Source organism: Xanthomonas sp. DAR 34887, from assembly GCF_041245805.1.
GTDB lineage: Bacteria > Pseudomonadota > Gammaproteobacteria > Xanthomonadales > Xanthomonadaceae > Xanthomonas_A > Xanthomonas_A tesorieronis.
This window is the reverse complement of the sequence record NZ_CP162490.1, coordinates 2,295,745-2,320,982: the sequence shown is the minus strand read 5'-3', so window position 1 is coordinate 2,320,982 and position 25,238 is coordinate 2,295,745. Positions and strand designations below refer to the sequence as shown.

Genomic DNA, 25,238 nt, shown 5'->3' with positions numbered 1-25,238 from the left:
ACAGGAGACACGCCATGTCCTTTCGCCAACTGCCCGCCCTCGGTCCCGACGGCGAGGCCTATCTGATCACCGAGTTCCAGGACGAAGCGCAGCATCAGCAGCAGGCGCAGCACGACGCTCCGTCTACGCCGGCGCTGCGCTACGAACTGGCCGACGGACGCAAACTGATCCGCCGCGGCCAGCAGTTCACCACCACCGGCGGCGAGCTGACCCTGACCGCGGTGTGAGCGCGCGCTGCCGCGCAGCGACGCGCGGCATGCGATCTGTCCGCCTGCTGCGCGGTGCGCGCGGCGGGCGGGTGGTCAATTATTGACCAGGTCTCTTGACACGCCCGCCCAGCAAGGCGCGCAGACACTTATCCACATGTTTGCGCGCATTCCATCCACACTGCCTGTGGATGAAGTGGCACGCACGGCGATCGCCGCAGCCAGACGCCCTACCCTGTAGGAGCGGCTTCAGCCGCGACAGAAACCCTCTGGAGGCGAAGCTGTCGAACGCCATGCTGACCGCCGAGCACAAGGAGTCGCTGTGAGTGCCTGTCGCGGCTGAAGCCGCTCCTACAGGGTGATCCTTCGCTTCGGACTATCCCGGCAACACCCGGCCGATGCCGCTGGCATCGATTTCCGCCGCCGCCGCATCTAATGCCGTCGCCACGGTGGCCGGATCGAAGCCGATGCGGAAATGCAGTTCGCCGGCCGGCGTGCGCGAGGAATGGATCGAGGCCAGGCTGACACCGTGGCGCTCGAACACGTACAGCAAGGTCCGCAGCGAGCCGGCGCGGTCTTCGGGCAGATAGACGCTGAGCGTCAGCTGCTCGGTCAGATCCGCGAGCAGATAGCCGACGCGTTCGTAGCTGTAGTTGCCGTGCGCGATCGCCGTCGTACCCAGTGCCTGGCGATTGGCGTCGAGGAAATCGGCGCGGAACTGCGCACGCGCCGCATCGTCGCCGCGGCCGACCTGCTCGCGCAGCCGCGACAGTTGCGCGATCAGGCCGTCGAGCACGCCGCCGACATGCGGGTTGCCGAACTGGATGTCTTCGTAGATCGCCGGATTCAACGCCAGGATGCGCGCGATGATCGCGGTATCCAGTTCGAACGAGGCCGAACGGTACGGCATCAGCGCTTCCAGCGGTCCCAGCGTCGGCGCGTGCTCGCGCAACACGCCGGCCTGCGCCAGATGGCTGGCGTGCACCATCGCCTGCACCAACGCCATCACCCGGTCGTGGTGATCGGGCGTGCTGCGCACGCATTCGGCTTCCAGCGCCGTGCACAGCTGGTGCAGCCACGCGCTCCAACGGGACAACCGCGCTTCGCATACCACCAGCACGCGGCCCTTGAGCGTGGGCGATTTCGGCGGCGCGGTCATCGGATGCAGGCCGGCCACGTCCGCCTGCGAGGCCAGCATCGCCGCCACCGGTTCGCGCTTGACCGACGTCACGTCCAGCCACAGCTGATCGCGTTCGCGCCCGGCGGCGCGGCGCACGTAGTCGCCGATCAGTGCCGGCGTGTGCCGGATCGGCGCGGAGAAGATCAGCACCTGCGCGCGCTGCAGCAAGGCGTCCGGATCCAGCGACTGCGGATCGGCCGGATCGTGGCCGACCACCTCCAGCTGCATGCGCTCGCGGAAGAACCGGCTCAGCCAGCGGCCATAGGCGCCGGCGCTGCCGACGATGCCGACGACCGGGCGCAGGCTCACGCCAGGCGCTCGACGGCGAAGCGCAGCGGCGTGGCCAGCGCCGCCGGCGCGGCGGCGAGCACGTCCAGTTCCTCGTAGCCGCTGGCCAGGGTCGCTTCCAGCGCCGCATGCACGCCGGCGATGGCGCGGCCGATCGCCTGCTCGAAGGCCTCGCCGCGCAGCAGGAACGCGACCAGCAACGCCATCAGCACGTCGCCGGTGCCGGCCACGTCCACCGGCAACAGCGGCGAGCACCAGCGATAGACCGCCTCGCGGCTCACCGCCAGGGTCACCAGCTGGCCCGCGTCGCCGCCGACGCTGTGCGCCAACACCCACTGCGGCCCACGCGCCAGCAGCACGCGCGCCGCGGCGATCGCCTCGTCCTGGACCAGCGCCGGCATGCCGGTCAGGCGGCCGAGTTCGAACGCGTTCGGCGTGACCAGCCACGCATGCGGCAGCAGCCGTTCGGCGAACACCGCTTCCAGCCCCGGCTCGACATAGGGCCCGGTATGCGTATCGCCGATCACCGGATCCAGGCAGTAGCGCAGCGCCGGGCACTGCGGCAGCGTGGCGTCGAGCCAGTCGGCGAACGCAATCCCGTTGCCGACGCTGCCGAAATAGCCGGATACCAGCATCCGCGCGCGTTGCGGCAGACCGCGCTCGCTGGCGCCGAGCAGCAGATCGGCGAACCAGTCCGACGGCAGCACCTTGCCGCGCAGCGTGTCGTAGAACGGCGCATTGCTCAGCAAGGTGGTCGGAATCTCGGCCACGCGCAGCCCCAGCGCACGCAGCGGCGGTACCGCCGCACTGTTGCCGGCATGGCCGTAGACCAGTTGCGACTGCACCGAGATCACGTCGATCGGCGAAAGCCCGTCCGGACGCTGGCGGCGGCCGTGGAGGAGATGGCTGGCAGTGGATGCGTTCATCGGCACATTCTAGGCCGCGGCCATCGATGGCGGAGCATCGGTCCGCTCAAGGGTTGCGCAGGAACACCACGTAGCCGCGGAACCACGGATTGTCCTGCAGCCCCCGCGGCGGCTGCCAGTCGCCGCCCTGCAGCAGGCCGATGCGGAACGGCACCTGCAATCGACCCAGCCTGGCGACATAGACGGGATAGTCGGCAATCACCGCGCGTCCCTGGTAGATCTGCAGCACCACCTCGTCGACCACGCCGCGCAATCCGGCCAAGGCCTCGGCGCGGCCGTTGACGCTCCAGTCCAGCAGGCCGGTGATGCCGAGCCGGTAGTCGGCCGGCAGGCGCCCGCGCAGCGTGCGCAGGAACGCCACGTAGCGTTCGAGGTGGCGCGTCCCCGCATCGAAATCGATCTGCAGGCCGGCCACGTCGTTGCCGGCCGCGCGCCAGCGCTGCAACTGCACCAGCACCGCGTCGAACAAGGCCGGCGTCCAGTCGATGCGCTCCACCCGCAGCACCATCCACACCTGGCAGTGGCGCAGTTGCGGCACCGCCGCGCGTTGCGCGACCAGCCTTGCCGGCGCACCGGCGTCCAGCGGCACCTCGGCCTGCAGCAAATAGACGCGGCGAGCGCTGGCCAGCACTGGTTGCGGACGCACCCCGGCCCACAGCCAGAACGCGTCGTAGCGGCGCGCCTCCACCGGCGCGGCGTTGGCCGCGCCCATCGTCATGCACAGCGCCAACAGCACGGCGCAGCGCGCGAGCGTGGCCGCGCTCACCAGTAGTACTTCAGGTCCTGCGCCCAGCTCGAGGACGGGAATTGCCGCTTCAGGCGCTGGAACCAGCGCTTGCGCTCGCCCACCGGCACGTCCTTGCCGCCGCAGTGGTTGTAGCCGCTGGGCGCATAGCAGTTGATCGCGCGATACAGCGCATACGCCCTGTCGTTGGCGGGCACGTCCGCAGCATCGATGACGCGTTGGTAGACCGGCAAACGGAAATACGCGGCACCGGGAAACTGCGAAGGCGCTCCGCCAAGCTCGGCGGCCGGCGGCGGCACGTTGATCGGCAAGTCATCCCAGTTCATGACCCGGACGAACTCCGCCAGGCACAGCTGCGCGTGCGCGTCGGCCGGGGCAGCGGCCAGCGTCTTGGCCACCGTCTCGATCGCCGGGCACGCATCCTCGCCCTGCTCGAAGGTGCCGGAGAACACCGCCTGCGGTGGCGAGGATTGCGGCAACCAGTAAGGCCCGCGCCGAGGCTCGCTGCTGTCATGCGGCACCTCGGCGAGCAGCACGCGATCCTGCAGGAACGCCTTGGGCTGGCCGCGCGAAAGTTCCTTGTACAGCAGCACAAAGGCGGCCAGTTCGCGTTCGTGCGCCGACACGGTCGGGGTCAGCGCGTGGCGGCGCAGCAGATCGGCACCGGCGGCATAGATCAGCAACTGGTCGCGGATGGCCTGGTTGACGATCGGAGAATCCGCCGCGAACACCTGGTCGAGCGCGCGGTCGCGCTCCAGGCGCCGCGCCAGCGCCAACTGCACCAACGGCTGCTGCACCCCAGGTTCGGCGCTGCCGAGCAGGCGCCGCCAGTAGGCCGCCAACGCCGGCGCGCCGCTGTCTTCCAGCGCCAGGCCCTTGAGCATGGCCGCGGCGAAGGCGACGCTGCCGCGCTTGCCCTGCCCCGTGCCGGCGTCCAGCAGGCGCAGCGCCTGTGCCGGGGACTGCGCCACGTAGTACTGGTAGCTGGCGAGCAGCAGCGCGAACAACGCCGGTTCGTCGGCGAAACGCGATCGCTGCGCCTGCAGCGCGTCCAGCGCCAGTCTACGGCCATCGCGGCCGTCGCCCGAGCGCATCGCCTTGAGATCGGCCACCGCCAGCAGCAGCGGCGTGGTCAGCGTCGCGGGAGCGGCGTTGGCCAGCAGCTTGTTGTCGATTTCCTCGGCCAGTGCCTGGTCCGACAGGCCGCGCTGCGCCGAGGGCAGGCGCAGCAAGCGTTCGTATTCGGCGGCCAGCTTCGCGGTATCGCCGCCAAGCCAGTACACGCGCCGCAGCAGGCCGCGCGCAGATGCGGCGTAGCGTCCTTGTGGATAGTCGTGCAGGTACGCGGCGAATCCCTGCTCGGCGCGCGCCAGCGCGGCTTGGTCGAACTGCGGCGGATCGCGCTGCACGCCGTACTCGTCGAAGCCATCGACCTGCCCCGCGTTGAGCGCGACCCGCCCCAGCATGTAGCGCGCCGCCTCCCTGAGCCAGGGGTCGGCCGCCTTGGCCAGCGCCTGGAAGCCCTGCGCGGACGCATCGAAGGCGCCGGCATAGAACGCGCTGGCGGCCTGCAGGTACCGCGCGAAGTCCTTGCCTGCGGCCGAGGACACGCCATCGGCCACGGCGATTTCCGCATCCGGGCACTGCGCCGGCCGCGCCTGCGCCAAGCGGGTTTTTTCCGCCGGCGGCACGCGCGTGTTCGCATTCAATGCGGCGATGAATTCGCTGCCGCCGCGCGCATTGCTGTTGCAGCGGTCCGCTTCGCCGTCGAGCGTTCCGTCAGCAGCAGTGGCCGGATCGGTCGGCGGCGGTTGCAACGCCTGGACCGCCGCCTCCCAGGTGAACGCCGGTTCGAGCGGGTCGGCAGGCACAGTGGCGGGCGCGGCATCATCGCGCATCAACAGCAACAGATTCACCCGGGTATCGTTGCCCGGCGCAAGCGCAGCGGTGTTCTGGCATCCGCTGTAATCGCCGAAGTCCAGCAGCAGGCTGGGATCGCAACCGGCATCGGAACTGGCGAGCGCGGGTGCCGCAAGGCAAGCGCACGACAGCAGCGCGGCAAGGCGGGCAAGCACGGAACGGCCGATCTGCATGGCGGACTCTGCAAACGATAGGCGCCGCGATCGGCGTGGCGGCATGTTCGCATGCCGGACTGCGCCACGGCACAGACGGCGCACGCTAGCGATGCGCCGCCGGTGCGGCCACGCCGGCATTGCGCCAGCGCGGGCCACGTGGATCAGTCCCGGAACCCCTTCAACCCACGGCGGGTGCCTTCATCGCCGCAGTTCAAGCGCTGGGATTGGGATGGAGAATTGGAGATCCGTAACAGCAGCACCGCGGCGTCCCCTCCCGCAACCGGCATTCGATTCACAAGCAATCGATCGCAATCCCGAAAACTGAAAAGGCACGTATCGGGCTCTCGCCTGCACGTGCCTCTTCCATCGGCCCAGACAATCTCGATCGCCGCTCGGGACCCGCCGTTGCGAATCCCCAATCTCCAATCCCAAATCCCGGCTCTACGACGTCATCCGATCCCAGAACCCCTTCACCCCGTCGATGAAGGTCGCCGACTTCGGCGAGTGCTTGCGCGCGTCTTCGCCAGTGAAGGTGGATTCGAACTGCTCCAGCAGCTTGCGCTGGTCGGCGGTGAGATTGACCGGGGTTTCCACCACCACGCGGCAGTACAGATCGCCTTCGCTGCGGCTGCGCACCGAACGCACACCCTTGCCGCGCAAACGGAACAGCTTGCCGGTCTGGGTCTCGGCCGGGATGCGGATCTCCGCCTCCCCGCCCAGCGTGGCCACGCGCACGGTGTCGCCGAGCGCCGCCTGGGAGATGCGGATCGGCACTTCGCAATGCAGGTCGTCGCCGTCGCGCTGGAAGATCGGATGCTCGCGCACCCGCACTTCCACATACAGATCGCCGGGCGGCGTGCCGGCCGGACCGGCCTCGCCTTCGCCGGACAGGCGGATGCGATCGCCGTTGTCCACGCCGGGCGGGATCTTCACCGACAGCACCTTGGTTTCCTCGACGCGCCCGGCACCGTGGCAGGTCACGCACGGGTTCTGCACGATCTGGCCGCGCCCGGCGCAATGCGGGCAGCTCTGCTGCATCGCGAAGATGCCGCGCTGGATCCGCACCTGGCCGCGTCCCTGGCACGTCGTACAGGTCTCGACCTTGCCGTCTTCCGAGCCACTGCCATGACAGTGCTCGCATTCGCCCAGGGTCGGAATCTCGATGCGCCGCTCGATCCCGGCCACCGCCTCTTCCAGATCCAGTTCCAGCACGTAGCCGATATCGGCCCCGCGCCGCGCCGCACGACCGCCACCACCGCCGGCACCACCGAAGATATTGCCGAAGATGTCGCCGAAGATGTCGCCCATGTCCGGGCCGCCGGCACCGCCACCGCCGCCCATGCCGTGCTCGAACGCGGCATGGCCGTGCGCGTCGTACATGCGCCGCTTGTTGCCGTCGGACAAGACTTCGTAGGCCTCCTTGCACTCCTTGAAGGCCGCCTCGGCCGCCTGGTCGCCCGGATTGCGGTCGGGGTGGAACTTCATCGCGCAACGGCGATAGGCCTTCTTCAGCTCGTCGTCATTGGCGGTACGGGCCACGCCCAGCACTTCGTAGTAGTCGCGTTTGCTCATAGGGCGGAGATTGGGGATTCGAAATTCGGGATTCGTTCAAGGCAAAAGCGGAGAGCCGAGCTCTTCCGCTTTTGCAAGCACTGCTTTGGACAGGGATGGGAGCAGGAATCGGCAGGCCAAGGGGCCTTGCCAATCCCCAATCCCAATCCCGAATCCCGGCTTACTTCTTGTCGTCCTTGACCTCGGTGAACTCGGCGTCGACCACGTCGTCGCCAGCGGCGTGCGCGCCGCCCGGGGCGGCGCCCGGCTGCTGTTCGCCAGCAGCGGCCGCCGCATACAGCGACTGCCCAGCCTCTTCCAGCGCCTTGGTCTTGGCCTCGATCTGGCCCTTGTCGTCGCCCTTCATCGCCGTTTCCAGGTCTGCCAGCGCCGACTCGACCTTGCCGATCACGTCGCCACCGACCTTGCTGCCGTGCTCGGTGATCGCGCTGCGGGTGGCGTGCAGCAGGCCGTCGGCCTGGTTGCGCGCCTGCACCAGCTCATGGAACTTCTTGTCTTCCTCGCGGTTGGCTTCCGCGTCGGCGACCATCCGCTGGATCTCGTCGTCCGACAGGCCGGAGCCGGCCTTGATCTCGACCTTCTGTTCCTTGTTGGTCTTCTTGTCCTTGGCCGACACGTGCAGGATGCCGTTGGCGTCGATGTCGAAGGACACCTCCACTTGCGGCAGGCCGCGCGGCGCCGGCTCGATCCCGGACAGGTCGAACTTGGCCAGCGACTTGTTGTAGCGGGCCTGCTCGCGCTCGCCCTGCAGCACGTGCACGGTGACCGCGGACTGGTTGTCCTCGGCGGTGGAGAAGGTCTGCGAGGCCTTGGTCGGGATCGTGGTGTTCTTCTCGATGATCTTGGTGAACACGCCGCCCAGGGTTTCGATGCCCAGGCTCAGCGGGGTCACGTCGAGCAGCAGCACGTCCTTGACGTCGCCGGCCAGCACGCCGCCCTGGATCGCCGCGCCCAGCGCCACGGCCTCGTCGGGATTGACGTCCTTGCGCGGATCCTTGCCGAAGAACTCGGCCACCGCCTGCTGCACCTTCGGCATGCGGGTCTGGCCGCCGACCAGGATCACCTCGGTCACGTCGCTGGCACGCAGGCCGGCGTCGTTGAGCGCGGTGCGGCACGGCTCGATGGTGCGCTTGACCAGATCCTCGACCAGCGCCTCGAGCTTGGCCCGGGTCAGCTTGATGTTGAGGTGCTTCGGGCCCGACGCGTCGGCGGTGACGTACGGCAGGTTGACTTCGGTCTGCTGCGAGGACGACAGCTCGATCTTGGCGCGCTCGGCCGCATCCTTCAGGCGCTGCAGCGCCAGCGGATCCTTGCGCAGGTCGATGCCCTGGTCCTTGTTGAATTCTTCGACGAGGTAGTCGATGACGCGCTTGTCGAAGTCTTCGCCGCCCAGGAAGGTGTCGCCGTTGGTGGCCAGCACTTCGAACTGCTTCTCGCCATCGACGTTGGCGATCTCGATGATCGACACGTCGAAGGTGCCGCCGCCCAGGTCGTACACCGCGATCTTGCGATCGCCGCCCTGGCCCTTGTCCAGGCCGTAGGCCAGCGCCGCGGCGGTCGGCTCGTTGATGATGCGCTTGACGTCCAGGCCGGCGATGCGGCCGGCGTCCTTGGTCGCCTGGCGCTGGCTGTCGTTGAAGTACGCCGGCACGGTGATGACCGCCTCGGTGACGGTCTCGCCCAGGAACGCCTCGGCGGTCTTCTTCATCTTCTCCAGCACCTGCGCGGAGATTTCCTGCGAGGCCAGCTTGCGGCCGTCGGCAGTGGCCACCCAGGCGTCGCCGTTGTCGTGCTGGACGATGCCGTAGGGAACCAGGCCGATGTCCTTCTGCACTTCGGCGTCGGTGAACTTGCGGCCGATCAGGCGCTTCACCGCGTAGAAGGTGTTCTTCGGATTGGTGACCGCCTGGCGCTTGGCCGAGGCGCCCACCAGCACTTCGCCGTCCTTGGTGTAGGCGACGATCGAGGGCGTGGTGCGGTCGCCTTCGGAATTTTCGATGACGCGGGCCTTGCCGCCGTCCATGATCGCCACGCACGAGTTGGTCGTGCCCAGGTCGATGCCGATGATCTTGCCCATTGGATGACTCCTGAAAATTTCTGGTGTCCGGCCGCTGCCGGGGTCTGGTTCGGATATAGGGATGGCCGCAGGCCATTCAAGCCATTACCGCAAATTAGCGTTCTGCCGCGGCCGCGCCCGATTCAGGCGCGGACCGCCGGCGGCGCGTCAATCGTGCTTGGCGACCACCACGAGCGCCGGCCGCAGCAGGCGATCGTTGAGCAGGTAGCCCTTCTGGAACACCTGGATCACGTGACCGGGGGCGACGCCGTCGGCCTCGGCCTGGCTGATCGCCTGGTGGTGCTCTGGGTTGAACGGCTGCCCGGTCGGATCGAGCAGGGTCAGGCCGTTGTCGGCGGCGACCTTGAGCAGTTGCTTGTAAGTAAGTTCCAGGCCGTCGCGCAGCGGGCTGGGTTCGCTGCCGGCCGCGCTCAGGCCGGCGTCCAGGCTGTCGAACACCGGCAGCAGGTCGCCGAGCAGGCGCTCGTTGGCGAACTTGCGCGCCTGCTCGACGTCGCGGGCGATGCGCTTGCGCTGGTTTTCCAGGTCGGCGCGCTCGCGCAGCGCGTCGGCCTTGACCAGCGCCAGCTCGCTGCGCAGGGTCTCGATCTCCGCCTGCAGCGGATCGGACGCGGGCTGCTGTGCCTCGGACAGATGTTCAGAATCGAATTCGGGGTGGTCTTGGTTCATTTCCGGTTCCCTGGCGGATGATGCACCCGCCCTACCGGACCACCTATGTGGGCGTGCGCAGCGGATTCAAGATGCTGTGTTGCATTTGGGGGAATGGGGAGACGGGAATCGGGAATGGGAAAAGCGGGCGGCAACCCCGGCTTCGGGGCCAGTTGGACGCCCCTGCCTTGCACGCTAGCGCTCGGTCGGCGGGGTCGGGTCCAGGGCGGCGCCGAGGACCTCGGCGGCGGTCTGTACCAGCGGGATCACCCGGTCGTAGTCCATGCGCTTGGGGCCGATCACCCCCAGCACGCCCAGCACCTGGCCGCCGGCCATGTACGGCGCGGTGACCAGCGACACGCTCTCCAGCGGCACTACCCCGGTTTCCTCGCCGATGAAGATGCGCACCCCCGGCGCACGGATGGTGCGCTCCAGCAGCTGCAGGATCTCGCGCTTGCTGGCGAAGATCTCGAACAGCTCGCGCAGCCGCTCCAGGTCCGACAGGTCCTGCACCCCCATCAGCTTGGTCTGCCCGGCCAGCACCATGTCGTCGCCGGCCGGCGCCAGCGCCTGCTCGGCCAGTTCCACGCTGTGCGCCAGCAGCAGCTCCATCTCGTCGCGGGCGTGGCGCAGGTCGCGCAGCAGGCTGGCGCGGATATCGGCCAGCGCGCGCCCGGCGAAATGCCCGTTCAAGTAATTGGCCACCCGCTCCAGCTCGGCCGGCTCGTAGGCCTTGCGCGGTTCGATGACCCGGTTCTGCACCTCGTTGTCGGCGAACACCAGGATCGCCAGCACCCGGCGCGCGTCCAGCGGCACGAAGTCGATATGCCGGAACGCGAACTGCTCGCGCTTGGGCGCGCTGACCACGCCGACGAAATGGGTCATCGCCGACAGCAGTTCCGAGGCGCTGCCGAGCAGCGCCTGGGTGCCGGCGGCGCTGCTCATCTCCGCGCGCAGCCGCGCCACCTCGCCTTCGCCGGGCGGGCGCATCTGCACCAGGCTGTCGACGAACACCCGGTAGCCGGTGGCGGTGGGAATGCGCCCGGCCGAGGTGTGCGGCGAGCTGAGCAGGCCGGCGTCCTCCAGGTCGGCGAGGATGTTGCGGATCGTCGCCGGGCTCACGTCCAGTCCGGCGTGGCGGGCCAGGGTCTGCGAGCCGACCGGTTCGCCATCGCGGATGTAGCGCGAGATCAGCGTGCGCAACAGCTGCCGGGCGCGTGGGTCGAGCGAAGAGTGGACCGGAGAGGCGCGCATTGAATCAATCCGTGAGACTGGACACTAGATAATGGCTGCATGCCGGCTTGGCAAGTCATTGGCCCACCTACCCGCGCATGCTAGCGTTGCGCGGCCCTGGATTTGCGACCCCCATGCTCAGACATCTCTCGATCAAGGATTTCGCCGTCGTCCGCGGCACCGAACTGGAATTCGGCCCTGGCATGACCGTGGTGTCCGGCGAAACCGGCGCCGGCAAGTCGCTGATGGTGGACGCGCTCGGCTTCCTGTCCGGGCTGCGCGCCGACAGCGGCGTGGTCCGCCATGGCGCCGACCGCGCCGAACTGTCGGCCGAATTCGCCGTACCCGACGCCGCGCCGGCGCGCGCCTGGCTGCGCGAGAACGAGCTCGACGACGACGAACAGTGCCAGCTGCGCCGGGTGATCCGCGCCGACGGCGGCTCGCGCGCCTGGATCAACGGCCGTCCGGTGACCCTGTCGCAGCTGGCCGAACTGGCCGGGCACCTGGTCGAGATCCATGGCCAGCACGAACACCAGGCGCTGCTGTCGCGCGGCAGCCAGCTGGGCCTGCTCGACGCCTACGCCCGCAACGATGCCGAACGCGCCGCGGTGCGCGCCGCCGCCGCGCGCTGGCAGGCGTTGCTGGCCGAGCGCGAAACGCTACTGGCGCAGGGCGACGTGTCCGACCGCATCGGCTTCCTCGAACACCAGCTGGCCGAGCTGCAGCGCGAGGACCTGGACCCGGCGGCGATCGCCGCGCTGGACGCCAACCATCGCCGCCAGGCCCACGCCGCGGCGCTGATCGGCGCCTGCGAGGGCGCCGCACAGCGGCTCAACGGCGACGAAGCTCCGGCGGTGCTGGAACTGCTGCAGCAGACCCGCCACGAACTCGGCAAGGTCGGCGAATACGAGCCGCGCCTGGCCGAGGTCGAAGCGCTGATCGACAGCGCCACGATCCAGCTGGAAGAGGCGCTGGCGCTGGTCGACCGGGTCCGCGACGACCTGGACGCGGACCCGGCGCAATTCGAGGACATGGAACGCAAACTGGGCCGGCTGCACGACCTGGCGCGCAAGCACCGGGTCACCACGGACACCCTGGGCGAGCACCGCGACGCGCTGCTGGCCGAAGTCGAAGGCCTGCGCGGCGCCGGCGAACGCCTGGACGTGCTGGATGCGGAGATCGCCCGCGCCACCCAGGCCTGGCGCGACGCCGCCGCCGCGCTCAGCGGCACCCGCCGGCGCGGCGCGCAGGCGCTGTCGCGCGATACCACCGCGCTGATCGGCGAACTGGGCATGGGCGGCGGACGCTTCGAGATCCAGCTCGAGCCGCACGAGACCGAGCGCCCCGACCCGGCCGGTGCCGAGCGCGTGGAGTTCCTGGTCGCGGCCAATGCCGGCCAGCCGCCGCGCGCGCTGCGCAAGGTCGCCTCCGGCGGCGAGCTGTCGCGCATCTCGCTGGCGATCGAGGTCGCCGCACTGGGCCTGGACGCGGTGCCGACGATGGTGTTCGACGAGGTGGACTCGGGCATCGGCGGCGCGGTCGCCGACATCGTCGGCAAGAAGCTGCGCGCGCTCGGCGAGCAGCGCCAGGTGCTGTGCGTGACCCACCTGCCGCAGGTCGCGGCGCAGGGCCACGCCCATTACCGGGTCAGCAAGGCGCCGGTCGAGGGCATGACCCAGAGCTCGGTCGAACTGCTTGCGCCGCGGCAGCGCGAGGAAGAACTGGCGCGGATGCTGGGCGGGGTCGAGGTCAGCAAGGAAGCCCGCGCGGCCGCCAAGCGGCTGTTGCAGAGCGCGGGCTGAGGCGTCGTGGGCGGCGCTTGCCGGGCTGGCAAGCCGGGCTTGGCGTTGGTTCGGTAACCGAGCGCCGCATCGCGTAGGGGGTTGCGCAGCCTCAAGCCATCCGGTGACTGGAGCCATGTCCCTCGGCGATTTGGGGTAGGCAGCTTGTGGGCGCCGGATGGTGTCGGGTCGGGGCTGAAGCCCCTCCTACAGTGCACCCGGCCGGTTCGCCGCGAGTTCACTGTGAGAGGTTTCAGCCGCGACTAGCGGAGATGCCCAACATCCCTGGGTCGGACCGCGTCGGGACTGAAGTCCCTCCCACAGTGCACTCGGCGAGTCGTCCGCCCGCCTTCTGCAGGAGGCGGTTCAACCTATAGCAGCGGTTTCAACCGCGGTCCGCGGCGATGGGTTCAGGTCAAACGCGACCACGCCCGCACGGCGCCAGCTCAGCCCTTCTTGGTCGGGCGCTTGCTGCGCACGTACAGCACCAGCGAGTGCTCTTCCAGCTCGTAGCCGTGCTCGGCGGCGATCTTGCGCTGCAACTCCTCGATCTCGGCGCTTTCGAACTCGATGACGTTGCCGGTGTCCACGTCCACCATATGGTCGTGGTGGCCGCCGCGGTCCAGTTCGTACACCGCCTGGCCGCCTTCGAAATTGTGCTTGAGCACCAGTCCGGCCGCCTCGAACTGGGTCAGGACCCGGTACACCGTGGCCAGGCCGATCTCGTCGCCGTGATCGAGCAGCTGGCGGTAGATCTCTTCCGCGGTCATGTGGTGGCGCGCCGACTTCTGCTCGAGCAGCTCCAGGATACGCATCCGGGGATGCGTGACCTTCAGGCCGACTTTGCGCAGATCGTGGGATTCCATGGCGTCTCCATTCATAGCTGGTTTAGCGCCAGCTGCCTCGGGATGGGTCGCGGCGGTCGTCGGGAGTGTATCATCGACCCGATTTCCCTCAGTACTGTCCCCGATGCGCAATCTCTTGCTGGTCGCCGCTGTTGCCCTGTCCACCGCTGGCTGCGGGATCATCTACAAGCAGCCCATCTACCAAGGCAACCTGATCAAGCAGGCGGCCGTCGATCAGCTCAAGGTCGGCCAGAGCAAGCAGCAGGTGAACGCGCTGCTGGGAACCCCGTCGATCCCGGATCCGTTCCATGCGCAGCGCTGGGACTACACCTCGACCGAGCGCCTCGACCGCCTCGGCCGGACCGAGATCAAGAATTTCGTCGTCTACTTCGACAACGACACGGTGACCCGCTGGGAAGGCGACTATTTCCCGGACAACGATTCGGAGCTGGCCAAGAACAGCGTGCGCCAGTTCGGCCGCAACCTGGCCAAGGACAAGAAGAAGCAGCGCCGCAGCGAATAAGCAGCGCCGGCAACGCGCCTGGCGGCGCTAGCGCGGTTTCGCGCGTCGCCGCCGGGCGTCCTTCGGATCGGCCAGCAATGGCCTGAGCAGTTCGACCCGGTCGCCGTCGTGCAGCAGCTGGGTCGGCGCGGCCACGCTGCCATGAATCGCGCAGGGCATGCCCGGCACAGCCTCGGCCAAGGCCGCCGCGCTCACCGCATCGGCGACGGTGGAACCTTCGGGCAATTGCAGCGTGCGCGCGACGAAGCGGTCCGGCCAGGCCAGCACCACCTCGACCTGCAGCCCGCTCATGGGTCTTCGCGGTCGGCCACGCGCACGAAGTCGTTGACCATGCGGTCGGCCAGGCTCTGGAAGCCCAATGCCAACGCCGGCCCCAGCAGCCGCGAGGCCGGCTCGAAGTCCAGCGTCAGGCTGACCTTGCTGGCATGCTCGTTGAAACCCTGGAACTCCCACTGCCCCTGCAGGCGCTTGAACGGGCCGTCGCGCAGCAGCATATCGATGCGGTCGGGGCGCTGCAGCCGGTTCTCGGTGGTGAACCAGGTCCGGAACGAGCCCACGCCCAGGTCCAGCCGCGCCACCAGGGATTGGTCGCTATGCTCGAGCACGTGCGCCGCATCGCACCAGGCGAAGCGGCGCGGATAGGCGGCGACATCATTGACCAGGTCGAACATGCGCGTTGCGGGGTGTTCGACCAGGGCGCTGCGGCGGATGATAGGCATTCGGTGCGGGGAAAGTGGACCAAGACGTTCGGGAGGCCCCGAATCGGAGACAATAGCAAGATGAGCAAGAAACCCGCCAAGGATAAAGCAAACGGCGCGACGGCCAACAAGACCATCGCGTTGAACAAGCGTGCGCGCCACGAATACCACCTGGAGGACCGCTACGAGGCCGGTCTGGCCCTGCAGGGCTGGGAGGTCAAGTCGATCCGCGCCGGCCGCGCCAACATCGGCGAGAGCTACGCGTTCGTACGCCAGGGCGAACTGTTCCTGTTCGGCGCGCAGTTCACCCCGCTGATCCAGGCCTCCACCCATGTGGTCGCCGACGACCGCCGCACCCGCAAGCTGCTGCTGCACCGGCACGAGATCGACAAGCTGATCGGCCGCGTCGAGCGCGACGGCTACACCCTGGTGCCCACCGCGATGTACTGGAGCAAGAACAAGATCAAGCTCGAGATCGCGCTGGCCAAGGGCAAGCAGGACCACGACAAGCGCGACGCCGCCAAGGACCGCGACTGGGCCCGCGACAAGCAGCGGATCATGCGGCGGCACAACAAGAACGCGTGATTGGGGATGACGGGATTGGGGATTCGCGGTACTCCGCCTTTGCCAATCCCTAATCCCGAATCCCTGCTCCATCACGTCCCGCCCAGCATCCGCATCAGACTCGGCAAGCCGCGGCCCTGCATGTAGGGATCGCGCTGCAGGTCCAGGCACTGGTCGAGCAGCAGCTGTTTGACCCGGTCGGGGAAGCCGATGAACTCGCGGCGCACCGACAGGAACGCGGCGATCAGTCCGGACACGTGCGCGGCCGCCATGCTGGTGCCGCTCATCTCCACCATCCAGGTGCCGGGGTCGTCGACGTCGTAGCGATGGTGGGCGGAGACGATCTTCTCGCCCGGTGCCACCAGGTCCGGCTTGTGTCGGCCGTCGGCGGTCGGGCCGCGCGAGGAGAAATACGACACGCCGTAGCTGTGCGGGCTGCTTTTGTGCACCGAGCCGACCGCCAGCGCCTCCTCCAGGTTGGCCGGGTCGCCGATGCTCAGGTCCAGATTCATCGGGTAGGCCTGCCCATCGTCCTGCATCAGCCAGGCCAGGCCGTCGTTGCCGGCGGCGATCACCACCACCACGCCCTGCCGCCATAGCCGGCGCAGTTCGTTGCACAGCGGGGTGAAGCCGCAGCCGTAGCTTTCCGCATCGAAGTAGCCACCCAGGCTCAGGTTGACCCCGTGGACGACCAGCTCGCCGGCGCGCTCGTTGATCTCGGCGACCTGCTGCACGCCCTTGATGATCCACGAATCGCGGCCATTGCCGTCGTCGTCCAGCACCTTCAGCCCGTACAGCCGCGCCTGCGGCGCCATGCCGGCGAAGCGCAGCGGCGTGGCCGGCGCGACCCCGGGCAGCGGCGCCTCGCACTGCCCGGCGATGATCCCGGCCACGTGGGTGCCATGGCCGTTGCCGTCCAGCGTGTCGAAGCCGGCGCCGTCGTGGCCGCGCAGCTCGCGGGCGCGGCCGCGCTGGGTGCAGTCCCATTGCGCCAGCACCGTTTCCGGCAGCCCGGGCGGCTGGAAATGCGGATGCGCCGCGGCGATGCCGCTGTCCAGCACCGCCCAGCCGATGCCGGAACCGAGCGCGCGGTACGCCACCTGCGCCGCGTCGACCTGCACGGTGCTGCGCGACTGATAGATCAGCGCGCGCTTGCCGGCATCGCGCCACAGCCGTTTCAGGCTCAGCGTGCGGTAGCGCTCGCGCAGGCTTTCGATCTCGAACCGGGTCAGGCGCGCCGACACATAACGCTGCAGCGTGTCCTCCAGCTCGATCGCCGCGTCCAGCGCCTCCCCGTTCAATCCGGTGGACGCCTGGGTCAGCTCGCGCAGCGCCGCGATCAGGTCGCGCTTCAACTGCGCCGGCTCGCGCGCGTCCGACAGGCGGTCCAGTTCGATCAGCACCTCGTGGCGATAGTCGGGCGCGTGCGCCTCCAATTGGTCGGAAAGGTCCTTGATCAACACCGGATGCGCGATCGGCTGGTCGAAGCCGACACCCACTGCGCGCCGCACCTCGGCGCGGACCTCGGGGATGGACAGGTAGCCGGAGCCGGAATGCGGATTGCGCTGCCAATCCGGGTTGATCTGCGATCCGGCGATGTTGTAGAAGCGCCCTTGCGCATCGGCGATGTCGTCGCTCAGATCCTCGTCCAGCGCGACCGGATCGCGCCGCTCGGCGACGTTGAGCCAGCGCTTCACGCACGCCGGAAACGGCAACTTCGGCGTGCCGGTCCACTGCTTGAACATGCTGCGCACCACCGGCAGGCCCAGCGGCGAGCCCAGGGTCAGCAACAGCGACACCTCGCAGCCTTCGGCCTCGAACTCGCGCAGCACGTCGTAGGCGATCAGCGACCCCTGGCTGTGCGCGATCACCACGAACGGACCGCCACCGGCGCGCATGCGCTGCAGCAGGCTTTCGCGCATCTGCTCGCGCCGCGCCGGCACGAAGAAGAAATCGTGCACGTCCTGCAGCAGCGCGGCGGAAATCAGCTTGAGCAGCATCCGGTTCAGTACGTCGATCGGCCCCTGCGCATGCAGGCCGGTGGGCTCCGGCGCAGGCGCGGCCGCCTGCACCTCGTCCAGCAGTTGCTGCAGCCAGGCACGTTCGGTCTCGCTGGCGGCCAGCGAATCGGCCAGTTGGCGCAGATCGGCCAGTTGCGGTACAACGCCAAGCGCGCCCAGTACGCGCTGCTCGGCCTGATTCAGGGCCGGCCCACGATCCTGATCCTGGCAACTGCCGGGCTCGGGCGAGGGATAGCGCTCGCGGTTGACCCAGTACGCCATGCGCGTGCGCTCGCCCATCTCGCGGCCGAACAGGGCGCGGTCCCACTGGCAGCGCAGCACCTCGGCCGGCGGCTTGTTGCCGATGCCGTGGATGTAGACGACCGTGCGCGCCTGGCCCTGCGCCAGCGAGCTTGCGCCGGTGGCCTTGGGCCTGAGGGTGCGCCCAGGCGCATGAGCACTGGCGGCGGTGGCGGCAGCTGCGTTGCCACGAGACGAGGAGGCACGCTTGGCGGCGGCTTGCGGCTCGGCTGCCGCGGATCTGGCCGCCTTGGGTTTGGCTGTCCGGGCCTTGGCCGCCTTGCGTGCGCCTGCTCCGGCCTTGCCGCCAGCTGTCGGCTCCGCCGCAGTGCGCCGCGCCGATGCGCTCGACCGAGCGACCGCCCTTTCCGCGGTCTTCGCCCCGGCGCGCTGCGCCGCGGCGTTCCCGGGCTTGGCCTTCTTCGCCGCAACGCCGCGCCGGTCGGGCGACGCCCGGCCACCCTGGGCGGGCGCTTTCGCCGGTTTCGCTGCGGCTACCGACGCCGCGGCTGCTCGTTTCCCATCGCGCCCGCCGTCGCGCGCACGCTGTTGCCTGGTTGCCATCGCGGTGCTCCATGCCTGGGGGAGGTCCGTCGGCGCATACCGCCAGCTGCCGCGCCGAGTGAAGCCAGCTTAAGCCGCCGCAGTCGCAAGACTTGTGACTGCCCTCCCCGATCCCTACACTGTGCGAGTCAGCGTTTTACGTTTTCCCCGGGGGTGCACTGGTTTCGACGGGGGTTGCAAAATCGCTTGGCGCATGCCGAGGGGGCAGCTTTCCTCGTAAATCCAGCCGCAAACTTATAGTTGCCAACGACGACAACTACGCACTGGCCGCTTAAGGCCTAGCCCCGAAATCGCTTGTGTCCGTGCTCGCGACGTAGGGTCATTATCACGGAATCGCCGGTGGTGGCTGCCTGTCAGCCATTGGCTAAATCAAGCAGGCTGGTCCCGGGATGCGCTTCGCACATCGTGCTGTTCCGGGGCGAGATCCAACGATGAGCTAAGCATGTAGTGCCGGGGATGGAGTGCCTTCGGACGGCGGTTCGATTCCGCCCACCTCCACCATCTGAACGTTCGCAGCGATTTGGCGGACGTACGACAAGGGTCGGATTTTCCTGGATTCCAGGGCAATCCGGCCCTTTTTGTTGGTATCCGATGCCGACAGACGCGCCCTTCCCACACGGCGCGATGGGTCTGCGGGCGTCCGCGTTTCCGGACTTGGTGCGATCTGTCACCGGGTGCTTGCGATGCCATTGGTCTTCTCGCAGCGACAACCATCGCTCAGCACCTCGATGCGGCGCTGCAGATGAGCGGATCGAGGCGCTGCCGGTCGTTACGATGAGCGCCGGTAGCACACGGCGCAGTTGGCTGAAGGTCGCAAGGCCGCACCGCGGTGGGTGCATCTGCGACACATCGCAGGAAGATGGTCCAGCCGCGGATGTCTGCATCCTTGAAGCAGCCCTAGATGTTTATCCGCGGCCGCACAGCTGGTGACGGAAGAATGCGGCAGGCACTGTTAGGAAGATGTCCTCGCGGCGTGTCGGAACGACGACACGCGCGAAACGGTGTCCGGCCTTTGCGTTGCGGATCCCACGATTCACGTGGCATGGTGACGCGCCGCTCGAGGACTGCGGCCTGCCCAGGCCGCCCCGGCGACATACCCATCACGCGCGGCCTGTACGGTGGAGGCATCGATTGCCGACCTTGGTGCGCCATGCAACTGACCCACGAACAACTGCGCATTCTGCAGGACATCCATGCCACGAAGCCCGTCAGCGAAGAAGAGGCGAACTGGGCCGTGCGCGCAGACTACGCCGCGCAAGGCGAAGACGGCGACATCGCGCTCAGCCCGCAAGGCATGCGCCTGATCGAAGGCGACGCCAGGTAGCGTCGCAACAGAGCAGATCCAGCGCCGGCGACGGCCACGCGCAGCGGCATGGATGCCATCGGATGGACGGGCTTATCTCGATTTCATCGGCATGGCCGATACGGCGGCGTCGCCATCGCGGCCATGCACGCGCTCGCCAGCGCTCCGCACTAGAAACTCACCCGCTGGGTTGCGTATGCGAGAACGGGCGGGCGCATCTGCATCCGGCCGCTCCCGCTGCCCGCCGCCCCGCTACCGGAAAACACTCCGGCTACGCGCGACGTCGCCGATCACGCGGCTTCGCGCAACAAGCCACCGATGCCGGCGATCGCGCCGCCGATCGCCTGGCTGCGGTGATCGTCGCCCATCGCCACGCCTTCGGCGCGGACGAACGCGATGTCGGTGATACCGAAGAAACCGAACACCGCGCGCAGGTAGGTCTCCTGGAAATCGTTCGCCGCCGCCGGGGTTCCCGGGCTGTAGATGCCGCCGCGCGAAGACGCGACGATCACGCGCTTGCCGCCGGCCAGGCCTTCCGCACCGGTCGCGCCGTAGCGGAAAGTCTTGCCGGCCACGGCGAGGCGGTCGATCCAGGCCTTCAGCGAGCTGGCGATGCCGAAGTTGTACATCGGCGCGCCGATCACCACGACATCGGCGGCCAAGAACTCTTCCAGCACCTGGCTGTTTTCGATGGCTGCCGGGTCGGTATCGCCGGCCGGCGGCGCCCAGTGGCTCAGCGGCGCGGCATGCATGTCGCGGTAGGCGACATCCACGCCCGGATGCGCGGCGACGAACTCGGCGACGATGGCGTCGGTCAGGCCGCGTGAGACGGAATGCGCGCCAAGCGCGCTGCTGTCGATGTGCAGGAGTTTCATGGGAGGTCCTTTGCGTTGACCGCGTAGCGGTATGACGAAGACGATACGCGCGAAACAATCCGGCGATTAGCCCGCATGAAGTACACTGATCGTTCGCAATAAGAAACGATGAGCCCGACGATGGACGGCGTCCTGCACGACCTCAACGATCTGTATTTCTTCGCCTCGGTGGTCGAACACGGCGGATTTTCCGCCGCCGGGCGCGCGCTGGGCCTGCCCAAGTCGCGGCTGAGCAAGCGCATCGCCCAGCTCGAGGAGCGGCTCGGGGTGCGCCTGCTGCAGAGGACCACGCGCCGCTTCATGGTCACCGAGGTCGGCACGCGCTTCTACCAGCACTGCCGCGCGGTGCTGGAAGAAGCGCGCGCGGCACAGGAGGCGGTCGACGAACTGCGTACCGAGCCGCGCGGCGTGGTGCGGGTCAGCTGCCCGGTGTCGCTGGCGCAGAACGTGTTGGGCCCGCTCCTGCCGGCCTTCCTGCGCGAACATCCCAAGGTGCGGGTGCGGCTCACCGCGACCAACCGCCGCGTGGACGTGATCGGCGAAGGCTACGACGTGGCGATCCGGGTGCGCGACAAGCTCGATACCGATGCCACCCTGGTGGTACGCAGCGTCGGCCATGCGCGCAGCATCCTGGTGGCCAGCCGCGCGTTCCTGAACGCACATGGCCGCCCGCAGACGCTGCAGGACCTGGCCCGACTACCGGCATTGTCGATGTTCGAACACGAGGGCGCGCACTTGTGGGAACTGCTCGACGGCGGCGGCAACAAGACCGCGGTGGAGATGGCGCCGCGGCTGGTCAGCGGCGATTTCTCGGTGCTCACGGCCGCGGCCGTGCAGGACTGCGGCGTGGCGCTGCTGCCCGAGGAGTTCTGCGCCCCGCTGCTCGCCAACGGCCTGCTGGAATGGGTGTTGCCGGACTACAGCACCGCGCAGGGCTTGCTGCATTTCGTCTACCCGAGCCGCCGCGGCCTGCTGCCGGCGGTCCGCAGCTTCGTCGATTTCCTGGCCGAGCGCCTGCCGCAGGCCACGTTCCACCACGAGTGCCAGCGACTGCCGCCCGAGCCATGCCAGGCGCCCGGGCCGCACACGGCCCCTGTCGCCGGCACCGTTCCTGCAGCGGCACCGATGCCGATCCCACGGGAGTGAAGCGCGCAGGTGCGACGCCCGCCCCGCGCCAGCGGCCGCCTTGCGCCAATTCGGGCACGGCGGATCGGCACGCGGCGCCGCATGGACGCGACCGCAGCTGCCCGGCGATCCGCCCCGCCCTGCCCCACTCACACGACCGATGCGGCGGACGGCACAGAATTTGCCTCTCCACTGCGACCCCAACGCAGCGCGACGTCCGCATGCACGCTTCTCTCTCCGCCAGGCCTACAGCGCGCGCTGCGCAAAGCGCAGTACGCCCGTGAGCGCGTCGATGCGCCGGCACTTCCGGCTCGGCATCATCAAGATCCTGGGGCCGACCACGGCCGCGGTCCTGCTGCTGTTCGGAATCTATCGGTGGCTCCACGGCCATGTCTGGGGCGGCGCCGCCGGGGTCGCGTTGGCCGGCCTGGCGGCGTTGGCCACCGCGCTGGCCTTGCGCCGCGGCGACGGCCGCATGGACGCGCTGCTGACCCTGAGCTGGCTGCTGGGCGGCGCGTTGGCCAGCCATGCCTTGCACCAGGCTGCGGTGCCGTGGCTATACCTGGTGATGATGAGCAATTTCTTCGTGGTCGCGCGCAGCGTCGGGCTGGCCTGCAACGCCACCTTGATCGTGATCATGCTGGTCACGCCGGGCACCCTGCTCGGCGCCGAGCACACGTTCTCGTTGATCGCCGTCTCGCTGCTGATCACCGGCCTGGGCTATGTGTTGTCCTTGCGCCTGGAGGGCGACCGCGTGCAGCTGGAACAGATGGCGTCGCACGACGCGCTGACCGGGCTGCCGAACCGGCGCATGCTGGAACGCAGCCTGTCGCAGCGCGTAACCGATGCGCGCCGCAAGACGCGGCGGCATGGGCTGATCGTGATCGACATCGATCACTTCAAGGAGGTCAACGACCTCTACGGGCACGCTGCCGGCGACCGCACGCTGGCCGAACTGGCTGCGCTGCTGCGCCTCCAGGTGCGCGCGCCGGACGAGGTGTTCCGCTTCGGCGGCGAGGAATTCGTGGTGGTGGCGCGGCTGCAGTCGCATAGCGAACTGGCGGCATTCACCAAGCGCCTGCACCAGGTCACGCGCGAGGCCTTGCGCGGCCCCGGCGGCCGCCTCAGCGTTTCCCTCGGCGCGGCCATGCTGTGCGACGAGCAGCACTGGCAGGATTGGTTCTCGCGCGCCGACGCGGCGCTGTACCAGGCCAAGAACGGCGGGCGCGACACCTACGTGATCGCCCAGGACCTGCCTTCGGCGTGATCGGTCGTACTGCGCGAGTACGGTAACGGGATCGACATCGAGGCGGATGCTGATCCCGCCGTCATGCGCGATCTAGGCTGCGCTGCCGTACAGGCGCCGCGGCATTCCGGCCGCGGCGCCCTCTACTGGCGCAAACCGCCGGTCGCGATGGGCGTTCTTGCTGTCGCCCAGCGCGACCGAAGCGGCGTCCCGCGGCTCGATCCCGCGGCCCGTCGCCAACCGAGAGAAGACGTCCTTCCCGTCAGCGCGCCACCGGCGCCGCTGCCGGCGGCGTTGCCAAGGCCACCTCCGGCGGCAGCACCGCATCCTGGCCCCAGCCGCCCAGCGCCTTGTAGACCCGCACCACGCCGATGTTGACCGACGCTTCGGCATCGGCCAGCGCATCGTCGGCGGACAGCTTGGTGCGCTGCGTATCGAGCAGGGTCAGGAAATCCTCCGACCCTTCGCGGTAACGCACTTGCGCCAGCGCTTCGGCACGACCCGCCGCCTGCGCCTGCTCGGCGACGATCGCCAGCCGCGCCTGCTGTTTGGCGTAGGAGGTCAAGGCGTTCTCGGTGTCCTCCAGCGCGCCGAGCACCGCCTTCTCGTAGTCGGCGGCAGCACCGTCGGCCTGGGCCTGGCTGGCGCGCAGCCGCGCCCGCACGGTGCCGAAGTCGAACGCCGCCCAGCTGATCGACGGCGTCAGCGACCAGGCCTTGCTGCTGCCCTTCAGCAGCGAGCCGGCATCGCCGGACAGGAAGCCGACGAAGCCGCTGAGGCTGATCCGCGGAAACAGGTCGGCGGTGGCCACGCCGACCTGCGCCGTCGCCGCGGCCAGGCGGCGCTCGGCGATGCGCACATCCGGTCGCCGGCGCAGCAACTGGGTGGTATCGCCCAGCGGCAGCGCGCGGGCGTAGGCCGGCGTCGCACGCGGTGCCAGCAGCTCGTCGAGCGCGCCGGGCTGGCGCCCGAGCAGCACCGCCAGCCGATGCCGCGCCTGCGCTTCGCTGACTTCCAGCAACGGGATGTCGGCCTCGATCGCCTTGAGCCGGGCGCGGCTGCTCTGCACGTCCAGTTCGCTGCCTGCGCCCAGTTGCCAGCGGGTCTCGGTCAGGCGCTGGGTATCGCGCAGGTTGTCCAGCGTGGTGCGCGCGACCGCGATGCGCTTCTGCGCGCCGCGCAACTCGAAGTAGTTGCGGGCCACTTCCGCGGCGACGGTGACCTGCGCATCGGCCATGCCGGCCTGTTCGGCTTCCAGGTCGGCGCGCGCCGCCTCGCTGGCGCGGCGCTGGCGTCCGAACAGGTCGAGTTCCCAGCCGGCATCGAAGCCCAGGCTGTAGCTCTCGGTCAGCACCCGCGCGCCGCCGGCATCCGCATCCGGCGCCTTGCCGCGGCTGTAATCGCCGTTCGCGGTGACGTGCGGCGCCTGGTCCAGGCGCCGTTCGGCGAAGACCGCGCGCGCCTCGTGCACCCGCGCCAGGGCGATGCGCAGGTCGAGGTTGGCGACCAGGCTCTGGTGCACCAGCTGTTCCAGCACCGGGTCGTCGAACTGCGCCCACCACGAGGCGACCGGCGAGGTGGTCGCGAACACCGGGTCCGCCGCACCCTGCAGCGTCACCGGCGCCTGTTCCGGTGCGCGGTAGTTGGGGCCAACGCTGGCGCAGGCACTGAGCAGCGCCAACGCCAGCGCGCCGATGACAGGACGGATCACCATGGCAGCACCTGGCCCACATGGGTGTAGCTGCCGGTCGGGCCATCGGCGTCGAGCAGCGCCATCATCACGCTGCTGCGCGCGCCGTCGGCCACTTCCAGTTCGCCTTCGCCAGCATTCATGTCGGTCTTCACGTAGCCGGGATGGATGGTGTTGACCTTGATCGGGGTGTCGCGCAGTTCGTAGGCCAGTTGCACGGTCCACGCGTTGACCGCGCTCTTGGACACGTTGTAGGCCGGCACCTTGAAGTCGTAGATCGGCGAGCCGGGCTGGCTGTGCAGCGTCAACGAGCCCAGCAGGCTGGAGACGTTGACGATGCGCGCGGCCGGTGCAGCGCGCAGCAGCGGCAGGAACGCCTGGGTGACGGCGATCAGGCCGAACAGGTTGGTGTCGAAGGTGGTGCGCCAGGTCTGCAGGCTCTGCTGCGAGACCGCCAGCTTGAAGTCGTCGACGATGATGCCGGCGTTGTTGACCAGGATGTCGAGCCGGCCGTGGCGCGCCTGCACCGTCGCCACCGCGGCGGCGATGCTGGCGGCATCGGTGACGTCCAGGGTCAGCGCTTCCACCGGCAGGCCTTCGCCCTGCAGTTCCAGCGCGGCGGCGGTGGCGCGGGTGGAGTCGCGGCCGGCCAGCAGCGTGTGCACGCCGGTCTCGGCCAGCTGGCGCACGGTGTGCAGGCCGATGCCGCGGGTGGCGCCGGTGACGAGTGCGATCTTGTGGGTCGTGTTCATGCGGATTTCCTGAAAAAGCGGA

The 25,238-nt window shown here is 68.9% G+C and carries 22 protein-coding genes and 1 other RNA gene; 8 read left to right on the top strand and 15 right to left on the bottom strand.

The window, feature by feature from the left end:
- Window positions 1-14 precede the first annotated feature (14 nt).
- Window positions 15-227 carry a hypothetical protein gene (locus tag AB3X08_RS09900; RefSeq protein ID WP_185816178.1) on the top strand — a complete coding sequence of 71 codons (213 nt, stop codon included), beginning with the start codon at window positions 15-17 and terminating at the stop codon, window positions 225-227.
- A 355-nt stretch (window positions 228-582) separates the two neighbouring features.
- Here AB3X08_RS09900 and AB3X08_RS09895 read toward each other — a convergent pair whose 3' ends face one another.
- The 8 genes from AB3X08_RS09895 to hrcA all read right to left on the bottom strand — a co-directional run bounded on the left by AB3X08_RS09895 (window position 583) and on the right by hrcA (window position 10,971).
- Window positions 583-1,695: a prephenate dehydrogenase gene (locus tag AB3X08_RS09895; RefSeq protein ID WP_369937956.1), complete on the bottom strand. Its 1,113-nt coding sequence runs from the start codon at window positions 1,693-1,695 to the stop codon at window positions 583-585.
- Window positions 1,692-2,600, bottom strand: coding sequence for a pyridoxal kinase (gene pdxY / locus AB3X08_RS09890; protein ID WP_369937955.1), 909 nt, complete (start codon window positions 2,598-2,600; stop codon window positions 1,692-1,694). Before pdxY ends, AB3X08_RS09895 begins: the two co-directional genes overlap by 4 nt.
- Before the next feature lie 46 nt (window positions 2,601-2,646).
- Window positions 2,647-3,366: a DUF3142 domain-containing protein gene (locus AB3X08_RS09885; RefSeq protein ID WP_369937953.1), complete on the bottom strand. Its 720-nt coding sequence runs from the start codon at window positions 3,364-3,366 to the stop codon at window positions 2,647-2,649.
- Window positions 3,363-5,438 carry a hypothetical protein gene (locus tag AB3X08_RS09880; protein ID WP_369937952.1) on the bottom strand — a complete coding sequence of 692 codons (2,076 nt, stop codon included), beginning with the start codon at window positions 5,436-5,438 and terminating at the stop codon, window positions 3,363-3,365. Before AB3X08_RS09880 ends, AB3X08_RS09885 begins: the two co-directional genes overlap by 4 nt.
- A 423-nt stretch (window positions 5,439-5,861) precedes the next feature.
- Window positions 5,862-6,992, bottom strand: coding sequence for a molecular chaperone DnaJ (gene dnaJ, locus AB3X08_RS09875; RefSeq protein WP_369937950.1), 1,131 nt, complete (start codon window positions 6,990-6,992; stop codon window positions 5,862-5,864).
- A 160-nt stretch (window positions 6,993-7,152) separates the two neighbouring features.
- Complete coding sequence (dnaK, locus tag AB3X08_RS09870) at window positions 7,153-9,069, bottom strand: molecular chaperone DnaK (protein WP_184410174.1); 1,917 nt, start codon at window positions 9,067-9,069, stop codon at window positions 7,153-7,155.
- A gap of 147 nt (window positions 9,070-9,216) precedes the next feature.
- Window positions 9,217-9,738: a nucleotide exchange factor GrpE gene (gene grpE, locus AB3X08_RS09865; RefSeq protein WP_184410175.1), complete on the bottom strand. Its 522-nt coding sequence runs from the start codon at window positions 9,736-9,738 to the stop codon at window positions 9,217-9,219.
- Window positions 9,739-9,912: 174 nt separating this feature from the next.
- Complete coding sequence (hrcA, locus tag AB3X08_RS09860; protein WP_369937948.1) at window positions 9,913-10,971, bottom strand: heat-inducible transcriptional repressor HrcA; 1,059 nt, start codon at window positions 10,969-10,971, stop codon at window positions 9,913-9,915.
- A gap of 113 nt (window positions 10,972-11,084) precedes the next feature.
- Here hrcA and recN point away from each other — a divergent pair, with 113 nt between their 5' ends.
- On the top strand, window positions 11,085-12,752 hold the full coding sequence (gene recN / locus AB3X08_RS09855) for a DNA repair protein RecN (protein ID WP_369937947.1): 1,668 nt from the start codon (window positions 11,085-11,087) through the stop codon (window positions 12,750-12,752).
- A gap of 425 nt (window positions 12,753-13,177) precedes the next feature.
- Here the strand turns inward: recN and fur are convergent, their stop codons facing one another.
- A complete protein-coding gene (gene fur / locus AB3X08_RS09850) occupies window positions 13,178-13,597 on the bottom strand; it encodes a ferric iron uptake transcriptional regulator (RefSeq protein ID WP_369937946.1) in 420 nt (139 codons plus the stop codon).
- A gap of 103 nt (window positions 13,598-13,700) precedes the next feature.
- On the opposite strand from fur, the gene AB3X08_RS09845 reads away from it, so the two are divergent.
- Window positions 13,701-14,099 carry an outer membrane protein assembly factor BamE gene (locus tag AB3X08_RS09845; RefSeq protein WP_184410179.1) on the top strand — a complete coding sequence of 133 codons (399 nt, stop codon included), beginning with the start codon at window positions 13,701-13,703 and terminating at the stop codon, window positions 14,097-14,099.
- A 27-nt stretch (window positions 14,100-14,126) separates the two neighbouring features.
- Here AB3X08_RS09845 and AB3X08_RS09840 read toward each other — a convergent pair whose 3' ends face one another.
- Both AB3X08_RS09840 and AB3X08_RS09835 read right to left on the bottom strand, forming a co-directional pair.
- The gene (locus AB3X08_RS09840; RefSeq protein WP_369937945.1) at window positions 14,127-14,390 is read right to left on the bottom strand and encodes an RnfH family protein; all 264 of its coding nucleotides are present in this window, start codon (window positions 14,388-14,390) and stop codon (window positions 14,127-14,129) included.
- The gene (locus AB3X08_RS09835; RefSeq protein WP_184410181.1) at window positions 14,387-14,818 is read right to left on the bottom strand and encodes a type II toxin-antitoxin system RatA family toxin; all 432 of its coding nucleotides are present in this window, start codon (window positions 14,816-14,818) and stop codon (window positions 14,387-14,389) included. The genes AB3X08_RS09840 and AB3X08_RS09835 overlap by 4 nt, the downstream gene beginning before the upstream one ends.
- Window positions 14,819-14,878: 60 nt before the next feature.
- Here AB3X08_RS09835 and smpB point away from each other — a divergent pair, with 60 nt between their 5' ends.
- Complete coding sequence (gene smpB, locus AB3X08_RS09830) at window positions 14,879-15,382, top strand: SsrA-binding protein SmpB (protein ID WP_369937944.1); 504 nt, start codon at window positions 14,879-14,881, stop codon at window positions 15,380-15,382.
- Between the two features lie 71 nt (window positions 15,383-15,453).
- Here smpB and AB3X08_RS09825 read toward each other — a convergent pair whose 3' ends face one another.
- Complete coding sequence (locus AB3X08_RS09825) at window positions 15,454-17,700, bottom strand: S8 family serine peptidase (RefSeq protein WP_369938504.1); 2,247 nt, start codon at window positions 17,698-17,700, stop codon at window positions 15,454-15,456.
- A gap of 674 nt (window positions 17,701-18,374) precedes the next feature.
- On the opposite strand from AB3X08_RS09825, the gene ssrA reads away from it, so the two are divergent.
- Both ssrA and AB3X08_RS09815 read left to right on the top strand, forming a co-directional pair.
- Window positions 18,375-18,726, top strand: a transfer-messenger RNA (tmRNA) gene (gene ssrA, locus AB3X08_RS09820).
- Window positions 18,727-19,267: 541 nt separating this feature from the next.
- Window positions 19,268-19,549, top strand: coding sequence for a hypothetical protein (locus AB3X08_RS09815; RefSeq protein WP_369937943.1), 282 nt, complete (start codon window positions 19,268-19,270; stop codon window positions 19,547-19,549).
- A gap of 269 nt (window positions 19,550-19,818) precedes the next feature.
- Here AB3X08_RS09815 and AB3X08_RS09810 read toward each other — a convergent pair whose 3' ends face one another.
- The gene (locus AB3X08_RS09810) at window positions 19,819-20,403 is read right to left on the bottom strand and encodes an FMN-dependent NADH-azoreductase (protein ID WP_369937942.1); all 585 of its coding nucleotides are present in this window, start codon (window positions 20,401-20,403) and stop codon (window positions 19,819-19,821) included.
- A gap of 108 nt (window positions 20,404-20,511) precedes the next feature.
- Here AB3X08_RS09810 and AB3X08_RS09805 point away from each other — a divergent pair, with 108 nt between their 5' ends.
- A complete protein-coding gene (locus AB3X08_RS09805) occupies window positions 20,512-21,549 on the top strand; it encodes a LysR substrate-binding domain-containing protein (protein WP_369937941.1) in 1,038 nt (345 codons plus the stop codon).
- Window positions 21,550-21,808: 259 nt separating this feature from the next.
- Window positions 21,809-22,795 carry a GGDEF domain-containing protein gene (locus AB3X08_RS09800; RefSeq protein WP_369937940.1) on the top strand — a complete coding sequence of 329 codons (987 nt, stop codon included), beginning with the start codon at window positions 21,809-21,811 and terminating at the stop codon, window positions 22,793-22,795.
- Between the two features lie 241 nt (window positions 22,796-23,036).
- Here AB3X08_RS09800 and AB3X08_RS09795 read toward each other — a convergent pair whose 3' ends face one another.
- Together AB3X08_RS09795 and AB3X08_RS09790 are read right to left on the bottom strand one after the other, a co-directional pair.
- Entirely contained in the window at window positions 23,037-24,488 is a 1,452-nt protein-coding gene (locus AB3X08_RS09795; RefSeq protein WP_369937939.1) for an efflux transporter outer membrane subunit, read from the bottom strand.
- Window positions 24,482-25,216 (bottom strand): SDR family oxidoreductase, encoded by a 735-nt coding sequence (locus AB3X08_RS09790; RefSeq protein WP_184410188.1) that lies wholly within the window; start codon window positions 25,214-25,216, stop codon window positions 24,482-24,484. The genes AB3X08_RS09795 and AB3X08_RS09790 overlap by 7 nt, the downstream gene beginning before the upstream one ends.
- Window positions 25,217-25,238: the final 22 nt, after the last annotated feature.